Here is a 16,725-nt window from a genome sequence, read left to right on the forward strand (position 1 = left end):
AGCAATGGCATCTTGCTAGCTTGTTTGCAGCCGCCAACAAAGGCGGATGTGGGGCCTCATCCTCACAGAGTTAAGAAAAAGGCCACCATCAAAATTTCACCTTTGTTAAGCTGTTGGCAACCGTAGCCAGGCCTCCTGAGGGCGGATTTTGGCCGGACAGGTGTGGACATGATGCAATCAATGGCAGGGCTGGCAAAACGGGGCGGGTCCGTGACCGGTGCGACGATGATTGCGGTCGCCCTGCTGTTCCCGCTTCCCGCCGGCGCGCAGGCTCAGAACGGACTGTCCAATCTGTTCGGCGGTATTTTCTCCGGCCCGAACCCGGCGCCTTCGCAAGCAGCGCCCGGGCCCAGCGGCGTTCAAACGGGAGTTCAACCCTGGACCGGCGAGGACGGCGCCTCCGGCCATCCGCTGATGACAGCCGCCGCGATCCGGGAGGCCGCCGGTAACTTCAACAATTGCGTCGCAGCCATGTGGCCCGATGCCGCACGGCGCAACATCACGCAGGAAAATTTCCAGCGCTTCACGGCTGGGCTCGCGCCCGATCTGCGCATCATGGACCTGATGGACTCGCAGCCGGAGTTCACCAAGTCGATCTGGGATTATCTCGACATCCTCGTGAACGAGAACCGCCTCGCCAAAGGCCGCGAGGTTCTGGCCAAATACAAGGCGCAGTTCGACGCCACCGAAAAAGCCACCGGTGTCGACCGCTACATCATCGCCTCGATCTGGGGCATCGAGTCCAACTACTCGACGCAGATGGGCGACCGCAGCGTGCTGCAATCGACCGCGACGCTCGCCTGCGTCGGCCGCCGCCAGGCTTACTTCAAGGACGAATTCCTCTCCGCGCTGGAGATCGTCAACCGCGGCGACCTCAGGCCCGAACAATTGCGCGGCTCCTGGGCCGGCGCCTTCGGCCCGACGCAGTTCATGCCGACCGCATTCAAGCGCTTTGCCGTGGACGGCGACGGTGACGGCCGGCGTGACGTCGTCGATAATCCCTCCGACCTGATTGCGTCGACCGCCAACAATCTGAAGAAGGACGGCTGGCAGGCCGGCCAGACCTGGGGCTACGAGGTCGTGGTGCCCCAGGGCTTCAACTACATGCTGGCCGACCGCGCCAAGGCGATGACGGTGGCGCAGTGGGAGAAGCTCGGCCTCAAGCGCCCGACCAACCAGCCCTTCCCGCATCCGGCCGAGAAGGCCTATTTGCTGGCGCCGGCCGGCGCACAGGGACCGGGCTTCCTGATGCTGCAGAACTTCCGGGTCATCATGAAGTACAATCCGGCCGAGGCCTATGCGCTGGCGATCGGCCATTTCGCCGATCGCCTCCGCGGCGGCCAGCCCTTCGTGCAGCCCTGGCCGCGGCAGGAACGGGAGCTGTCCCGGACCGAGCGGCTGGAACTCCAGCAACTGCTGGCACAGCGCGGCTTCTACAAGGGCACCCCCGACGGCCAGTTCGGCGGCCAGACCCGGGAGGCCCTGCGCAACTTCCAGGCCTCGATCGGGGTCCCCGCGGATGGATTTGCCTCCTCCGACGCGCTGGACCGGCTGCGCGGGCGGTAAAATCGCGCCGAAAGTAACCCTGAACAGGGATTTTGGCCGGCAGCCTTGACCGGGGCGGCGGTTCACCGTGTATGGGCCAATAATCTTGGGCCAAGGATCCCAGTATCTGAAGAGAATCTGAAAAGAGAATCTGCCCGTTTGGCGCCCGATTCCGTTATTATATTCGAGCCTGTCCCGATCCCCGTTGCACGTGCCGAGATCGCATGTCGAAGAAGTCCTTTTTCAAGGTGCTGACCGAGACCGGCCCGCTGATCGCGCTGGGGACGGCGCTTGCGATTCTGGTCTCGATCGCGGGACCCGCCTCGGCGCAGTTCTTCAACTTCCCCGGCTTCGGCGGCCCGCCGCAGCGCGCGGCTCCGCCGCCGCCGCGGAACGGCGGAGGTGGAGGTGGAGGCGGCGGATGGTTCGGCGGCGACTTCTTCGCGCCGTTCCAGCAGCAACAGCCGCAAGCACCGCGTCAGGACTTTTCGCGCGCGCCGGCGCCGGCCAAGCGCGACACCATTCCCGACAGGAACGTGTTGGTGATCGGCGACGCCATGGCCGACTGGCTCGCCTATGGTCTCGAAGACGCCTACACCGAGCAGCCCGACATGGGGGTGATACGCAAGCACAAGACCACGTCCGGCCTGATCAAGTACCAGCCCAAGGGTGAGCCCTCGGACTGGACGGCTGCTGCGAAGGGCATCCTCGAGAGCGAGAAGCCCGACGTGATCGTGGTGATGCTCGGCCTCAACGACCGCATCGCGATCCGCGAGGCGGCGGCGCCCGATAAATCGGATAAGGCAACGGACAAGGACAAGAAGAACGACAAGGGCGCGCGCGGCAAACCACCGGCCAAGCCCGGCGATGCCAAGCCCGGCGACACCGCCGCGAAGCCGGACGACAAGCCGGCCGATGCCGACCTGCCGCAGGATGATGCCGACAACGCCGACGCACCCGCGGTCGCAGCGCCCGAGAAGACCGCACGCAACCCGAACGGCCTCTACGAATTCCGCGACGAGCGCTGGGTCGAGCTCTACGGCAAGAAGATCGAGGAACTCGCCAACGTCCTCAAGTCCAAGGGCGTGCCGGTGCTCTGGGTCGGCCTGCCCGCGATCCGCGGTCCCAAGGGCACCGCGGACATGCTGTTCCTGGATTCGCTCTATCGTGAAGGCGCGGCCAAGGCCGGCATCACCTATGTCGACGTCTGGGACGGCTTTGTCGACGAGGCCGGCCGCTTCCTGCAGAAGGGCCCGGACTTCGAAGGCCAGATCCGTCAGCTCCGCAGCGGTGACGGCGTCTATTTCACCAAACCCGGCGCGCGGAAGCTCGCCCACTATGTCGAACGCGAGATCACCCGCCTGCTCGCCGGGCGCTCCGGCCCGATCGCGCTGCCGAGCGAACCGGCGACCCCCGACACCAGTGCCGAACCCGGCAAGCCCGCGCCGCGGCCGCTGGCCGGCCCGATCGTGCCACTGGTTGCGGCCTCGATCTCGACCGATCAATTGCTGGGTGGGCCGGGCTCACGTCCTGCCGCCGTCGATGCGCTCGCTGCGAAGACGATGGTGAAGGGCGAGCCTTTGGCTGCGCCCGCCGGCCGCGCCGACGATTATGCCTGGCCGCGCCGCGAAGTCGGCCGCGAGCAGGCCAAGGGCGATACGCCGGTCGCCACGACGACACCCGATGGTGGTACGCCGGGTGCGGCCGCAGCGATCGCCCCGCCAAAGCTTGCGCCGAAGAAGCCACCGGCGCCGCAGCAACCGGCACAGGCAGCGCCATCGATGCGTGATTTCTTCGGCTTTGGTTCGCCGCCGCCCCCGCCGCGTCAATTGGCGCCGGCGCCGCGCAATCCGAATCCCAACCCTGCGATCCCGCGGCCGCCTGGCAACGTCGGGCGATCGGCGGAAGTGTTCCGGTAATTTTCTCAGCTGAGGTCTCGTGTCCCGGACACGCTGCAGCGTGAAAGCTGCGCAGAGCCGGGACCCAGCGTGTCCGACAGCCGCAAAAAGAATGGGCCCCGGCTCAGCAACGCGGCGTTACACGCCGCACTGCGTCCGGAGCCCGATGTATATCGCGCGTTGGCTTTAGCCGTAATAGCGCCAGCGCGGCGGCGGGCGGCGCGAAGGCCGCGCCATCAGCAGCGCGAGCGCGAAGCCGATGCCGCCGGCGACCAGCAGCGCACCCATCGGGTTGTCCTGCACCTTCTGGGCAATCGCCTGCGAACCGTCGCGCAAGGTTTCGGCCGGCTTGTCATAGGCGTCCTTGGCATAGCTGGCCGCGGTGTCCGTGGCGTCACGTACCGCATCCTTAGCCTGCCCGTAGAGATTCTGCACGGTGCCGGCGGCTTCGCGTGCCTTGCCGGACGCCTGTGTCTGCGTATCGCTGGCCATATCTCCGATAGCGCCTTCCGCGCGTCCGGCGAATTCCTTGGCCGATCCGACAATCCGATCTTTATCCATGATGCTCCTCCTCGGGGGTCAGCCCAAGTAACCGATCAGGAGCGGCGCAGTTCCATCTGACTTGAAATTGGACTCAGAGAATGAGCCCGCCGTCGACGACCAATGTCTGGCCGATGATGTAGGACGACAGCGGCGATGCCAGGAACAGCGCAGCGCCCGCCATGTCAGCCGGGGTGCCCAATCGCCGCAGCGGAATGCGTGAAAGTGCACCTTCGAGCCGCTTGGGATTGTCGGTCGTCACCTTGGTCATCTTGGTGTCGACCAGACCGGGCGCGATGCCGTTGACGCGGATGCCATCCTCGGCCCAAGCCTCGCCCAGCGTCCGTGTCAATCCGACCGCGCCGGTCTTCGACGCGTTGTAAGCGGGATTGCCCATGGTGGAATGATAGGCCGCGGTCGAGGACACCATGATCAGCGATCCCTGCGAGTCCCGCAGCATGGAATGAAAGCGCGTGGCGCAGGCCATCAGGCTCATCAGGTTGACCTCGACGACCTTGCGAAAGCCGGCCATCTCGAACTCGCCGCGGCGATAGAGCACCGCGCCCTGCGCGAGCACCAGGATATCGAGCCGATCGAACGACGGCTTGAACGCTTCGACCGCTCCGGCATTGCCGACGTCGAGTTGCGCGTAGGAGAGACCGGTGAGATCCGAGCCTTCCTCTTGCGAATATTCCTTCGCGTGAGCACGCGTGCCGCAAACCGCAACTTGCGCGCCCCTGACGCGAAAGGCTTGCGCGATACCGTTGCCGATGCCGCTGGATCCGCCGACAACCAGCACCTGCTTGCCTGAGAAATCGAGCTCGTTCGTCATCGCTGGCCTCCCCGATTGTCTTGCTTGTTTGACCTGTCTGCGGATCGATGACAGCCTTGTCAATCACAACAAGAACAAGCATGGCACAGGGAAACAGCATGTCCGATTTCAAACAGCTCAGCCGGTCCGTGAAGGGCCTGACTGTTCTCGTCACCGGCGCCGCCAGCGGCATGGGACGCGCGACGGCACGCGTGTTCGCCACTGAGGGCGCCAACGTTGCCGTCACCGACTATGACGAGCAGGGTGCGCTGGCCGTGGCGAAGGAGATCGCGGCAAGCGGCGGAGGAGCGAAAGCCTGGAAGCTCGATGTTGCCGACGGCGGCGAGATCAAGCGCGTGGTCGGCGACGTCGCTGCGCATTTCGGCGGGCTCGACATCATCGTCAACAATGCCGGCATCTCCGTCCGCATCGCGATCGACGACGAGGCCTATGAGGACGCCTGGGCTAGGGGTATCGCGGTGATGCTGACGGCGCATCCGCGCATCATCCGCGCCGCGCTGCCTCACTTGCGCAAGTCGAACAGCCCCCGCATCGTTAACATCGCCTCGACCGAGGCGCTCGGCGCCACCGCATTGCACAGCCCCTATTCGGCGGCGAAGGGCGGCGTCGCCAGCCTCACCCGCTCGCTCGCGGTGGAGCTCGGCCGCGAAGGCATCACCGTCAACTGCATCTGCCCGGGGCCGATCCGCACCGCCATCACCGACCGGATCTCGGAAGAGCACAAGACCATCTACGCCAGACGCCGCACCGCGCTGGGCCGCTACGGCGATCCCGAGGAGGTCGCGCACATGACGCTGAGCCTGTGCCTGCCGGCAGCGTCCTTCCTCACCGGCGCGGTCATCCCTGTCGACGGCGGCCTGATGGCGCGCAATGCTTGAGCGGCTGTAGCCCGGATGGAGCGCAGCGCAATCCGGGGAGGTCTCTCCGCGGCACGATGCCCCGGATTGCGCTTCGCTCCATCCGGGCTACGGGCTGCCATGCGCGCCCAGCGTTGACATCGCCGGCCGCCGGAGTAGTTTTTTTCTTCAACAGAGCGGGACCAACCGCTCGCGGTTCCGGGAGAAACGTCATGACGATCGCCATCCGGCAGCTTCACAAACATTTTGTCGGCGAGGTCTCTGGCCTCGACCTGCGACAACCTCTCACCGAGGCCGAGGCGCGCGAGATCGAAGCCGCCATGGACAAATATGCGGTGCTGGTGTTCCACGACCAGGACATCACCGACGAACAGCAGATGGCCTTTGCGCTGAATTTCGGCCAGCGCGAGGACGCGCGCGGCGGCACCGTGACAAAGGAAAAAGACTACCGGCTCCAATCGGGCCTGAACGACGTCTCCAATCTCGGCAAGGACGGCAAGCCGCTGGCAAAGGACAGTCGCGCGCACCTGTTCAACCTCGGCAACTGTCTGTGGCATTCCGACAGCTCGTTCCGTCCCATCCCGGCAAAATTCTCGCTGCTGTCCGCCCGCGTGCTCAACCCGAAGGGCGGCAACACCGAATTCGCCGACATGCGCGCGGCCTATGACGCGCTCGACGACGAGACCAAGGCGGAGATCGAGGACCTCGTCTGCGAGCACTCGCTGATGTATTCGCGGGGATCGCTCGGCTTCACCGAATACACCGACGACGAGAAGCAGATGTTCAAGCCGGTGCTGCAACGCCTCGTGCGCACCCACCCCGTCCATCGCCGCAAGTCGCTCTATCTCTCATCGCATGCCGGCAAGATCGTCGGCATGAGCGTCCCGGAGGGCCGGCTGCTGCTGCGCGATCTCAACGAGCACGCGACACAAAGCGAGTTCGTCTACGTCCACAAATGGACGCTGCATGATCTCGTGATGTGGGACAACCGCCAGACCATGCACCGCGTCCGCCGCTACGACCAGTCGCAGCCCCGCGACATGCGCCGCGCGACGGTGGCGGGCACGGAGCCGACGGTGCAGCAGCAGGCGGCGGAGTAGGCGCTACTCAGCAATCGGTGTCATCGCCCGGCTTGACCGGGCGATCCAGTATTCCGAGACAGTTGTGATAGAGCCGATACGCTCCGGCGTACTGGATGCCCCGGTCAAGCCGGGGCATGACAGCGGAGGGTGATACACGACAGCGAGAATGGCGCTACGCGTGCCCGGCCTCGTTCGAGAGCATGCCGGGATCGATGCCGATCTTGCGCAGCGCGCGTCCGTATTTTTCGTCGACGTCATCGCCGAAGATCAAATCCGAATCCGCGTCGCAATGCAGCCAGCCATTGCTCTGGATTTCGGTCTCGAGCTGGCCCGGCGCCCAGCCGGCATAGCCTAGCGCGAGGATGGCGTGCTTGGGGCCGGAGCCGTTGGCGATCGCGCGCAGGATGTCGACGGTCGCGGTGAGGCAGACGCCGTCGTCAATGCGGAGCGTCGCGTTTTCGATGTAGAAATCGCTGGAATGCAGCACGAAGCCGCGGCCGGTATCGACCGGACCGCCGCGCAGCACCTTCATGCTTTCGGCATTCTCCGGCAGCTTGATGTGCTCGCCCTTGTTGATGATGCCGAGCTGCTGCAACAGCTCCGGGAAATCGATGCTGCCGGCCGGGTGGTTGACGATGATGCCCATCGCACCTTCGGCGGAGTGGGCGCAGAGATAAATCACCGAACGCTCGAAGCGCTCGTCGCCCATTACCGGCATGGCGATCAACAACTGGCCGTCCAGGTAGCCCGCCGAACTGGGCAGCGCGGGGCCGGGCTTGCGGGTGCCTTCGCCTGTCCTCTTGCCTGTGGGAGCCATCGGTGAAGCACTCCGGTTTCAATTCCTATCCTGATGTCGGGCCGGCCGGCTGTCAAATCAAGGCTTTCAGGGACTTGATTCAAGTGCGTCCATCACAAGCAATTCAATGGTTTGCCGCGGGGCGACCCTGTAAAGACGTACCATGCTGACAAGAGTTCCCCTGCGTGCGGCAATTGGCGTCGCGACAACCCTGCTCGCGTCTTCGCTGGCGCTTGCAGCCCATGCCGACGATTCATCACCGTGGCAGCGCGACGGACATTCCGCGGTGCGGTTGCTTGCGGGATCGCGCAGCGGCGCCGTCCTGCTCGGCGGTATCGCCTTCCAGATCCAGCCCGGCTGGAAAACCTATTGGCGCATGCCGGGCGATTCCGGCGTTCCGCCGCGCTTCGATTTCTCGAAATCCGACAATGTCGAAGCGGTGACGGTGATGTGGCCGGCACCACAAAAATTCGACGACGGCGCGGGCGGCCATTCGATCGGCTATCACGACCAGATCGTGCTGCCCTTGCGTATCATCGCCAAGGCGGCCGACAAGCCGGTGACGCTGCGCGCCGAGATCAATTATGCGGTGTGCGAAAAGCTGTGCATCCCCGTCGAGGCCCGCGCCGAGCTTGGCTTCAACAGCGTCGCCTCGACCGAGGACGCCAATCTGCGTGCCGCGCTCGACACCGTGCCGAAGCCTGCCACCATCGGCGATCCCAACCCGCTCACCATCCGCGACGTCAAGCGTGACGGGCCCAAGAATGTCGTGGTCGACGTGGTCGCGCCGGATGCGCGCACCGTCAATCTGTACGTGGAAGGCCCGACGCCCGATTGGGCGTTGCCCATCCCGGCACCGGTCGAGCCCAGCCCACCGGGCGTGAAGCGATTTTCTTTCGAACTCGACGGACTGCCGCCCGGCGCCAAACCCGACGGCGCAGCGCTGAAGTTCACGCTGGTCGGACCGGAGAAGTCGTACGAGTTCAACACCAATCTGGAGTAGTTGTCGTCCTGGCGAACGCCAGGACCCATTACCCCAGGGAGTAGTTTGGCGAAGATTCCTAGTATGGAACTGCTACCCGATCCCTCCCGATAGATCACGCGGTATGGGTCCTGGCTTTCGCCAGGACGACGTTTGGGGTTGCAACACACTCCACCCAACCGAATCTTAACGAATGGTTGCTAATCCCCAAGGCTAGCGCAGAAGCCTGCCGCGGCATGCGCGTGCGCGCCTTGGGGACCCTTCGAATTGGCCGTGATGGATGCAGAACCCGCAACGACCGGACCTGCCGGCCTCATCGCGCGGCTGCGCGAGAAATTGACGGGCGGGTCGAGCGAGGCATCGCTGACGCGGCGGCTGGCCGGCACCATCTTCGTCATCCGCGTGATCAGCGCGGGCCTTGCCTATTTCTCGCAGGTCCTGCTCGCGCGCTGGATGGGGACGTCGGACTACGGCGTCTATGTCTATGTCTGGACTTGGGTGCTGCTGCTCGGCAGCATGATGGATTTTGGCATCTCGGCCTCCGCGCAAAAGATCATTCCGGAATACCGCGCCCGTGGCGAGCATGCGCTGTTGCGCGGCTTTCTCTCGGGCAGCCGCAGGCTGACCTTTGCCGTTTCCGCACTGGTGTCGCTGGGCCTCGCCGGTCTCGTCAAACTATTGTCGCCCTGGATCGATCCGGCCGAAGAGCTGCCGCTCTATATTGGCTGCATGACGCTGCCCGCCTTCGTCGTCGCCAATACCCAGGACGGCATCGCGCGCTCGCATGACTGGATGCAGCTCGGCCTGATGCCGCAATTCATCATCCGCCAGGCGCTGATCATCGGCATCACGGCCTGCGCCTTCCTGCTCGGCTATCATCTCGGCGCGGTCGCCGCGATGATCGCGAGCGCCGGCGCGGTGTGGATCGCGATGACCGGGCAGATGGTGGTGCTGAACCGCAAGCTCGCCGGTCACATCGAGGCGGGCCCCAAGGCCTACGACATCGGCGGTTGGCTCGCCGTGTCGCTGCCGATCCTGCTAGTCGAAAGCTTCTACCTGCTGCTGTCCTACACCGACGTGCTGGTGCTGCAGCAATTCCGTCCCTCCGACGAGGTCGGGGTCTATTTCGCCGTGGTGAAGACGCTGGCGCTGGTTTCGTTCATCCACTACGCGATGTCGGCGACAACAGCGCATCGCTTCGCCGAATACAACGCAAGCGGCGACAAGGCGCGGTTGTCGGCTTACGTGGCGCATGCCATCAACTGGACGTTCTGGCCGTCGCTGGCGGCGACCATGGTGCTGCTCGCGCTCGGCAAGCCGCTGCTCTGGCTGTTCGGGCCGCAATTCGTGGTCGGCTACGACATCATGTTCGTTGCCGCCATCGGCCTCGTGGTGCGCTCCGCGATCGGCCCGGTCGAACGGCTGCTCAACATGCTCGGGCAGCAGAAGATCTGCGCGCTGGCCTATGCGCTGGCCTTTGCAATGAACCTGGTGCTCTGCATCGCGTTGGTGCCGCGCTTCGGCGGCCACGGCGCTGCGGCCGCGACCTCGATCTCGCTCAGCTTCGAGACGGTGCTGCTGTTCTGGATCGTGCGACAGCGGCTCGGCCTGCACGTGCTGGCGTTCGGGAAATAGGACCAGCGCCCCGGCTCTTCCACGCTTCCGCTGGGGAACAACCGTTTCGCGGCACGCCGAGGAGCGCGGCTAAACTCCTGCCCGTTCAGGAGGGACAGCAAGATTTTTCTTATTGCTTCCAGATGGTTGCGCCGCAGGGAAAGTTTATTCTACGTCATATTGCCCAACTGACGAGATAAACCTAAGATTCCCTGGACATGATCGATCCACTCTACGTCGCCTCCGGTTTCGGCGTCGGCCTGCTGGTCGGGATGACCGGCGTCGGCGGCGGTTCGCTGATGACGCCGCTGCTGATCCTGCTGTTCGGGATTCATCCATCGACCGCGGTCGGCACCGACCTGCTCTATGCCGCCGCCACCAAGACCGGCGGCAGCGTGGTGCATGGCTGGTCGCGCAGCGTGCACTGGCCGGCGGTGCTGCGGCTCGCCTGCGGCAGTCTTCCGGCGAGTGCGCTGACGCTGCTGGTGCTGTGGAAGCTCGACCTCAAGAGCGATTCCGAGCGCAATCTCGTCAACCTCGTGCTCTGCTTCGCACTGCTGCTGACTGCGACCTCGCTGATCTTCCGCAGATCGATCATGGAGCGCTATCGCCGGCGCCTGGAGCAGGTCGATGACCGCACCACGGCGATCGCGACCGTCGTCACCGGAATCGTGCTCGGTGTGCTGGTCTCGATTTCATCGGTCGGCGCCGGCGCGGTCGGCGTCACCGTTCTGCTGCTGCTCTATCCGCGCCTGCCGATGGCGACCATCGTCGGCTCCGACATCGCCCATGCGGTCCCGCTGACCCTGATCGCGGGAATGGGGCACTGGGCGCTTGGCGACGTGGATTGGGCATTGATGGGCGTGCTGCTGTTGGGCTCACTGCCCGGCATCGTCGTCGGCAGCTTCAGCGCAACGCGCGTGCCCGAGACAGTGCTGCGCCTGACGCTTGCCAGCGTGCTGTTCGTGGTCGCCGGCAAGATCATGTTCGCGGAGCTGCACCTGTCCTCGGCATTCGAGACGGCGCTGGCGTGGACGCACTGAACGAAATGGCGGAGCTCGGCTCCGCCATTCGCCGGCGGTCGCGCTCTACTCCGCGGTCCAGCCGCCGTCGATCGACAGGTTGGTGCCGGTGATCTGCGCCGCATCGGCGCCGCACAGGAACAGCGCGAGGGCTGCGACCTGCTCGGAGGTGACGAACTCCTTGGTCGGCTGCGCGTCGAGCAGCACGTCGTTGATGACCTGCTCGCGCGTGAGATTGCGCGCCTTCATGGTGTCGGGGATCTGCTTCTCCACCAGCGGCGTCCAGACATAGCCGGGGCTGATGCAGTTGCAGGTGATCTTGTGGGTCGCGACCTCCAGCGCCACGGTCTTGGTCAGGCCGGCAATGCCGTGCTTGGCCGACACATAGGCCGACTTGAAGGGCGAGGCGACCAGCGAGTGCGCGGAAGCGGTATTGATGATGCGGCCCCAGCCCTTCTTCTTCATGCCGGGCACGGCGGCGCGAATGGCATGGAAGGCCGAGGACAGGTTGATCGCGATGATCTGGTCCCATTTCTCCGGCGGGAATTCCTCGATCGGCGAGACGAACTGGATGCCGGCATTGTTGACGAGGATGTCGACCGAACCAAAACTCTTCTCGCCGAGCGCGATCATCCCGGCGATCTCGGCCGGCTTGGTCATGTCAGCCGGCGAATAGACCGCCTTCACGCCGAAATCGGACTCGATCTTGGCGCGCTCCTTCTCGATGTCCTCCGGCGAGCCGAAGCCGTTGATGACGACATTGGCACCGGCGGCGGCGAAGGCGCGCGCATAGGCGAGCCCGATGCCGCTGGTCGACCCGGTCACGACGGCGTTCTTGCCTGACAAACTACCCATATTACTCGCTCCTTTTTGCCGGGGGCGCAGTGACGTCCCCCGTGAGATCGTAGGTCACCATGGTCTCGCCGGATTGCGGCCGCTCGAGCCAGTCCTTGTGGCGCATCGACAGATGCACGTCACGCACGCCGGCTTCCCAATGCTCGACCATGGCGACATGCGAGAAATCGTAATCCTTGGACGAGGATTCGTAATTCTTGCTGCGGTAGATCAGGTGCACCACGGTAACGGTGCTTTCGCGCGATACCTTGGCCAAGAATTCCACGGAAGGGTCGTTCTTGAGATAATCGGGCAATTTGGAAATCAGGTCGCGCACGGCCCTGCGGGCGTTGTGCACCTGTTTGTTCTTGTCGGTGTTCATCCGCGTGCGGCTGGAGAAGCGGATGTCCTTCTCGCGCTCGGTCGCCTCGAGCAGCGAGGTCGGCAGGTCGCCGCGGGCGCTGAACAGGTCGATCTGGAAGATCAGGAGATCGCGGTCCGTCTCGGCGTCCAGCACATAGTCGAGCGGCGTGTTGGAGGCGATGCCGCCGTCCCAATAATGCTCGCCATCGATCACGACGGACGGAAAGCCGGGCGGCAGCGCGCCGGAGGCCATGATGTGCTCGGGGCCGATTTTCTTGCCAAGCTTCCTGAACTCGAAATTGTCGAAATATTTGAAGTTGCCGGAGGTGACGCCGACCGCGCCGACCGACAGCCGCGTCTTCAGATCGTTGATGCGGTCGAAATCGACCAGACGCTCCAGCGTCTTCTTCAGCGGCGCGGTGTCGTAATAGCTCTCGGCCTGCGGGCTGCCGGGCGGCCAGAGCGGCGCGGGCGGGATGCGCGGCGTGAAGAAGCCGGGCACGCCGAAGGTCGCGATCAATGCGGCGCTGGTCGAGTTGAACAGCTCGCGGCTATGGTCGCTCTTGCCGATCGGCTTCCACGGCACCGGCGCGGAGACCATCTCCCAGAATTCCTTGAGCCGCTTGACGCGCGTCTGCCCTTCGTTGCCGGCGATGATCGCGGCGTTGACCGCGCCGATCGAGATGCCGGCGACCCATTCCGGCTCGAAGCCGGCATGGCAGAGCGACTGATAGGCGCCGGCCTGATAAGAGCCGAGCGCGCCGCCGCCCTGGAGGACCAGGACACGTTGCGCGTTCGCGGGGATTGTTGCGACGTCTGGGCTATGATCAGTCATGCGGAAACAATAGCAGATGGCGAGCGACCGTGGCGACAGTCTGCCGCGGCGTCAATGCATCCCAGGATCAAGTCTGGCTTATCGAGAGTCCGTCGAGGCCAGGATCATGGTCCAGAACACCTTGTATTTGGTGCCGGGAGCATAGCCCGCCGCGATGCCCAATTTTGTGACACCGCTCTTGAGCATGTTGGCGCGGTGCGGGGGCGAGTCGCGCCAGCCGGAAAACGCTTCCGCCAGCGTATGATAGCCGGCCGAGACATTCTCGACCGCAACGGTCGCCGGATAGCCGCCGGCGCTGAGGCGCTTGGCCAGCGGCGCGCGGACGTCATGATCCATCTTGTTGGCCGCCGCCATGGCCTGGGACTGGGATTCGGCAAGCCGCATCAGTTCGGGGTCGATCACGACGATGCCGAGCCCGTTGTTCTGGCGGTATTGCGAGATCATGATCGCCGCCGCCTGCGCATCGAGTTTGGCGCCCGGGACGGACATATCGGCATACATGGACGGCTGCTGGACCGGCGCTTCGTTGCCGGCGCAGCCTGCGAGCAGCAAAGTGATGAGTATTGCGGCCGCGGCGCGCATGAACAGGAGCCCCCAAATCAGGGGCCGTTGTTGCATACCAACCGTGGCTGAAAGGTGAATATTGAAGAAAATCGTCGAAGTCGTTCCGGGGCGATGCGAAGCATCGAACTATGGTGCGCAATTGCGCACCTGAGAATCTCGAGATTCCGGGGCTGGTCCTACGGACCATCCCGGAATGACGGAGATCTAGCCCGCAAATATCCGGTAGCGGCGGGGCTCGAGGCCAATCGTGTCGCCGGCGCGCAGTTCCCGACCACGAGGCGCATCGATCTCGATCGTTTGCCCGCCTGACAGTGCCACCTCGGCCCGCTGCACGGGACCGAAATTCCGGACATGCTGCACGGCCCCCTCGAAGGCGCCGCTGCCGGGCGGGCCGACCAGCATGTCGTGTCGCCGCACGAACAGTCTTGACGCGCCAGGCGCAAGCCCGTCGGCCGCGAGCCGAAGCGGCCGGTCGCCGAGCGTGACGACGCCGTCGGCGATCAGGACCGGAAGCTCGATGGACTCGCCGATGAAGCCGTGGACGAAGGCGGTCGCGGGGCTCTCATAGACGTCATCGGGCGAGCCGATCTGCTCGATCTTGCCCTTGTCCATCACCACGACGCGGTTGGCGACTTCGAGCGCCTCTTCCTGGTCATGGGTGACGAAGATCGAGGTGACGTTGATTTCGTGGTGCAGCGAACGCAGCCATTTGCGCAGCTCCTTGCGCACCTTGGCATCGAGCGCGCCGAAGGGTTCGTCGAGCAGCAGGATACGTGGCTCGATCGCGAGCGCGCGGGCCAGCGCGATGCGCTGGCGCTGACCGCCGGAGAGCTGGCTCGGATAACGGTCGGCGAGCCAATCGAGCTGCACGAGATCGAGCAGTTCCTTGACGCGCACACGGATGGTCGCTTCGTCCTTGCGGATCGCGCGCGGTTGCACGCGCAGCCCAAAGGCGACGTTCTCGAACACCGTCATGTGGCGGAACAGCGCGTAGTGCTGAAATACGAATCCGACGTGCCGCTCGCGCGCGCCCTGCGCCAGCGCGTCCTCGCCGTTGAAAGACACCTCACCGGAATCGGGCCAGTCGAGCCCGGCGATGATCCGCAGCAGCGTGGTCTTGCCGGAACCTGATGGACCGAGCAGCGCGAGCAGCTCGCCGTCGTTGACCTTGAGGTCGACGCCGTCGAGGGCCGCGAAGCTGCCGAACTTCTTGACGAGATTCCTGACTTCAATGCTCACTTGCGTCATGTCCTTCGTCGAGGTGACTTTCGAGAACGGTCTTGGCGATCAGCGTGATCAGCGCCAGCATCGCGAGCAGCGAGGCGATCGCGAACGCCGCGACGAACTGGTATTCGTTGTAGAGAATCTCGACCAGGAGCGGCATCGTGTTGGTCTCGCCGCGAATATGGCCGGAGACGACGGAGACCGCGCCGAACTCGCCCATCGCGCGCGCATTGCAGAGCAGGACGCCGTAGAGCACGCCCCATTTGATGTTGGGCAGCGTGACGCGGAAGAAGGTTTGCAGGCCCGAGGCGCCGAGCGAAATCGCGGCCTCCTCCTCCTGCGTGCCCTGCTCCTGCATCAGCGGGATCAACGCACGCGCCACAAAGGGGAAGGTCACGAAGGTGGTCGCAAGCGCGATGCCGGGCACCGCGAACAGGATCTGGATGTCATGATCGCGCAGCCAGCTGCCGAAATAGCCCTGAGCGCCGAACAGCAGCACGAAGACGAGGCCCGAGATGACGGGGCTGACCGAGAACGGCAAATCGATCAGCGTGATCAGGAAGGTCTTGCCCGAGAATTCGAATTTTGCAATCGCCCAGGCCGCGACCAAGCCGAAGACGAGATTGAGGCCGACGGAAATTGCCGCAACCAACAGCGTCAACTTGATCGCGGACAGCGCCTCCGGGTCGGCCAGCGCGGCGAAATAAGCGAGGACTCCCTTCGAGAACGCCTGCGCGAACACCACGACCAGCGGCAGCACGACGAAGACAGAGAGAAAGGTCATCGCGAGCGCGATGATGACGATGCGAACCGCCCTCGGTTCGGTGCGCAGGTTGTCCCGCGCGGCCGCCGCATGAGCGCGTGCCTTGGCGTCGGGGGCCGAGAGTTGGACGGAATCTGCGATCTGCATCGTCATGATCCGCCCTCAGCGTACCGGAATCCGGCTCTGCGCCCAGCGCTGGAGCCGGTTGACGGCGAAGATGATGACGAAGGATACGACCAGCATGACCACCGCGATGGCGGTCGCATCGGCATAGCGGAATTCGGACAGGCGGATCACGATCAGCAGCGGCGCGATCTCGGAGACGTTGGGCAGATTGCCGGCGATGAAGATCACCGAGCCGTATTCGCCGACCGCGCGTGCGAAGGCGAGCGCGAGCCCGGTGAGCAGCGCCGGACCGAGTGAGGGCAGGATCACGCGAATGATGGTCTGCCAGCGGCTCGCGCCAAGGCTGCCCGCGGCTTCCTCGATCTCAGGATCCAGATCCTGGAGCACCGGCTGCACCGTGCGCACCACGAACGGGATACCGATAAAGATCATGGCGACGAAGATGCCGACCGGCGTGAACGCCACCTTGATACCGGCCGCCGCGAGCGGCGCGCCGAGCCAGCCCTTCTCGGCGAACAACGCGGTCAGCGCGACGCCGGCGACCGCCGTCGGCAGCGCAAAGGGCACGTCGACGATGGCATCGAACAGCCGCCTTCCCGGAAAGCGGTAGCGCACCAGCGCCCAGACGATGATGCTGCCCATCACGAGATTGACGCAGGCCGCCGCGAAGGCGAGCCCGAAGGACACGCGCAAGGCATTCAGGGTGCGGCGGCTGGAGAGGATGTTCCAGAACTGCTCGGGGCTCAACTCGAGGGATTTCAGGAAGAGGCCGGCGAGCGGAATCAGGATGATGATCGACAGCCAGGACAGCGTCAGTCCCATCGTGAGACCGAAGCCTGGCAATGTCC

General features: G+C 64.6%; 16 protein-coding genes. 7 read left to right on the top strand and 9 right to left on the bottom strand.

Annotated elements, in window-relative coordinates; all coding sequences use genetic code 11:
- Positions 1–168 precede the first annotated feature (168 nt).
- Together ABIB66_RS27010 and ABIB66_RS27015 are read left to right on the top strand one after the other, a co-directional pair.
- The gene (locus tag ABIB66_RS27010) at positions 169–1,566 is read left to right on the top strand and encodes a lytic murein transglycosylase (protein WP_354209445.1); all 1,398 of its coding nucleotides are present in this window, start codon (positions 169–171) and stop codon (positions 1,564–1,566) included.
- A gap of 203 nt (positions 1,567–1,769) precedes the next feature.
- Positions 1,770–3,464: an SGNH/GDSL hydrolase family protein gene (locus ABIB66_RS27015; protein ID WP_354209447.1), complete on the top strand. Its 1,695-nt coding sequence runs from the start codon at positions 1,770–1,772 to the stop codon at positions 3,462–3,464.
- A 165-nt stretch (positions 3,465–3,629) separates the two neighbouring features.
- Here the strand turns inward: ABIB66_RS27015 and ABIB66_RS27020 are convergent, their stop codons facing one another.
- Positions 3,630–4,004, bottom strand: coding sequence for a CsbD family protein (locus tag ABIB66_RS27020; protein ID WP_027515488.1), 375 nt, complete (start codon positions 4,002–4,004; stop codon positions 3,630–3,632).
- Positions 4,005–4,077: 73 nt separating this feature from the next.
- Entirely contained in the window at positions 4,078–4,815 is a 738-nt protein-coding gene (locus ABIB66_RS27025; RefSeq protein WP_354063055.1) for an SDR family NAD(P)-dependent oxidoreductase, read from the bottom strand.
- Positions 4,816–4,913: 98 nt separating this feature from the next.
- On the opposite strand from ABIB66_RS27025, the gene ABIB66_RS27030 reads away from it, so the two are divergent.
- Both ABIB66_RS27030 and ABIB66_RS27035 read left to right on the top strand, forming a co-directional pair.
- Complete coding sequence (locus tag ABIB66_RS27030) at positions 4,914–5,693, top strand: SDR family NAD(P)-dependent oxidoreductase (RefSeq protein ID WP_354101103.1); 780 nt, start codon at positions 4,914–4,916, stop codon at positions 5,691–5,693.
- A gap of 191 nt (positions 5,694–5,884) precedes the next feature.
- Positions 5,885–6,772, top strand: coding sequence for a TauD/TfdA dioxygenase family protein (locus tag ABIB66_RS27035; RefSeq protein WP_027570245.1), 888 nt, complete (start codon positions 5,885–5,887; stop codon positions 6,770–6,772).
- Between the two features lie 154 nt (positions 6,773–6,926).
- Here the strand turns inward: ABIB66_RS27035 and ABIB66_RS27040 are convergent, their stop codons facing one another.
- Complete coding sequence (locus tag ABIB66_RS27040; protein ID WP_275172249.1) at positions 6,927–7,571, bottom strand: YqgE/AlgH family protein; 645 nt, start codon at positions 7,569–7,571, stop codon at positions 6,927–6,929.
- A gap of 142 nt (positions 7,572–7,713) precedes the next feature.
- Between ABIB66_RS27040 and ABIB66_RS27045 the strand changes: the two genes are divergently transcribed.
- The 3 genes from ABIB66_RS27045 (at position 7,714) to ABIB66_RS27055 (ending at position 11,189) form a co-directional block, all read left to right on the top strand.
- Positions 7,714–8,553 (top strand): protein-disulfide reductase DsbD domain-containing protein, encoded by an 840-nt coding sequence (locus ABIB66_RS27045; RefSeq protein WP_354063050.1) that lies wholly within the window; start codon positions 7,714–7,716, stop codon positions 8,551–8,553.
- A gap of 246 nt (positions 8,554–8,799) precedes the next feature.
- Entirely contained in the window at positions 8,800–10,167 is a 1,368-nt protein-coding gene (locus ABIB66_RS27050; RefSeq protein WP_354209451.1) for an oligosaccharide flippase family protein, read from the top strand.
- A gap of 197 nt (positions 10,168–10,364) precedes the next feature.
- Positions 10,365–11,189, top strand: a complete 825-nt coding sequence (locus tag ABIB66_RS27055) for a sulfite exporter TauE/SafE family protein (protein WP_275172252.1) — start codon at positions 10,365–10,367, stop codon at positions 11,187–11,189.
- Positions 11,190–11,234: 45 nt separating this feature from the next.
- Here the strand turns inward: ABIB66_RS27055 and ABIB66_RS27060 are convergent, their stop codons facing one another.
- From ABIB66_RS27060 to cysT, 6 genes are all read right to left on the bottom strand, one after another.
- Positions 11,235–12,023, bottom strand: a complete 789-nt coding sequence (locus ABIB66_RS27060; RefSeq protein ID WP_275172253.1) for a 3-hydroxybutyrate dehydrogenase — start codon at positions 12,021–12,023, stop codon at positions 11,235–11,237.
- Between the two features lies 1 nt (position 12,024).
- On the bottom strand, positions 12,025–13,200 hold the full coding sequence (locus tag ABIB66_RS27065) for a DUF3734 domain-containing protein (RefSeq protein WP_354209454.1): 1,176 nt from the start codon (positions 13,198–13,200) through the stop codon (positions 12,025–12,027).
- Between the two features lie 78 nt (positions 13,201–13,278).
- On the bottom strand, positions 13,279–13,782 hold the full coding sequence (locus ABIB66_RS27070; RefSeq protein ID WP_275172255.1) for a CAP domain-containing protein: 504 nt from the start codon (positions 13,780–13,782) through the stop codon (positions 13,279–13,281).
- Between the two features lie 186 nt (positions 13,783–13,968).
- Complete coding sequence (locus ABIB66_RS27075; RefSeq protein WP_354209456.1) at positions 13,969–15,003, bottom strand: sulfate/molybdate ABC transporter ATP-binding protein; 1,035 nt, start codon at positions 15,001–15,003, stop codon at positions 13,969–13,971.
- Positions 14,993–15,904, bottom strand: a complete 912-nt coding sequence (cysW, locus tag ABIB66_RS27080) for a sulfate ABC transporter permease subunit CysW (protein ID WP_354063034.1) — start codon at positions 15,902–15,904, stop codon at positions 14,993–14,995. The genes ABIB66_RS27075 and cysW overlap by 11 nt, the downstream gene beginning before the upstream one ends.
- 9 nt (positions 15,905–15,913) lie before the next feature.
- Positions 15,914–16,720, bottom strand: a complete 807-nt coding sequence (gene cysT / locus ABIB66_RS27085) for a sulfate ABC transporter permease subunit CysT (RefSeq protein WP_210351243.1) — start codon at positions 16,718–16,720, stop codon at positions 15,914–15,916.
- Positions 16,721–16,725 lie beyond the last annotated feature (5 nt).

The organism is Bradyrhizobium sp. F1.13.3 (assembly GCF_040548265.1).
Classification (GTDB): domain Bacteria; phylum Pseudomonadota; class Alphaproteobacteria; order Rhizobiales; family Xanthobacteraceae; genus Bradyrhizobium.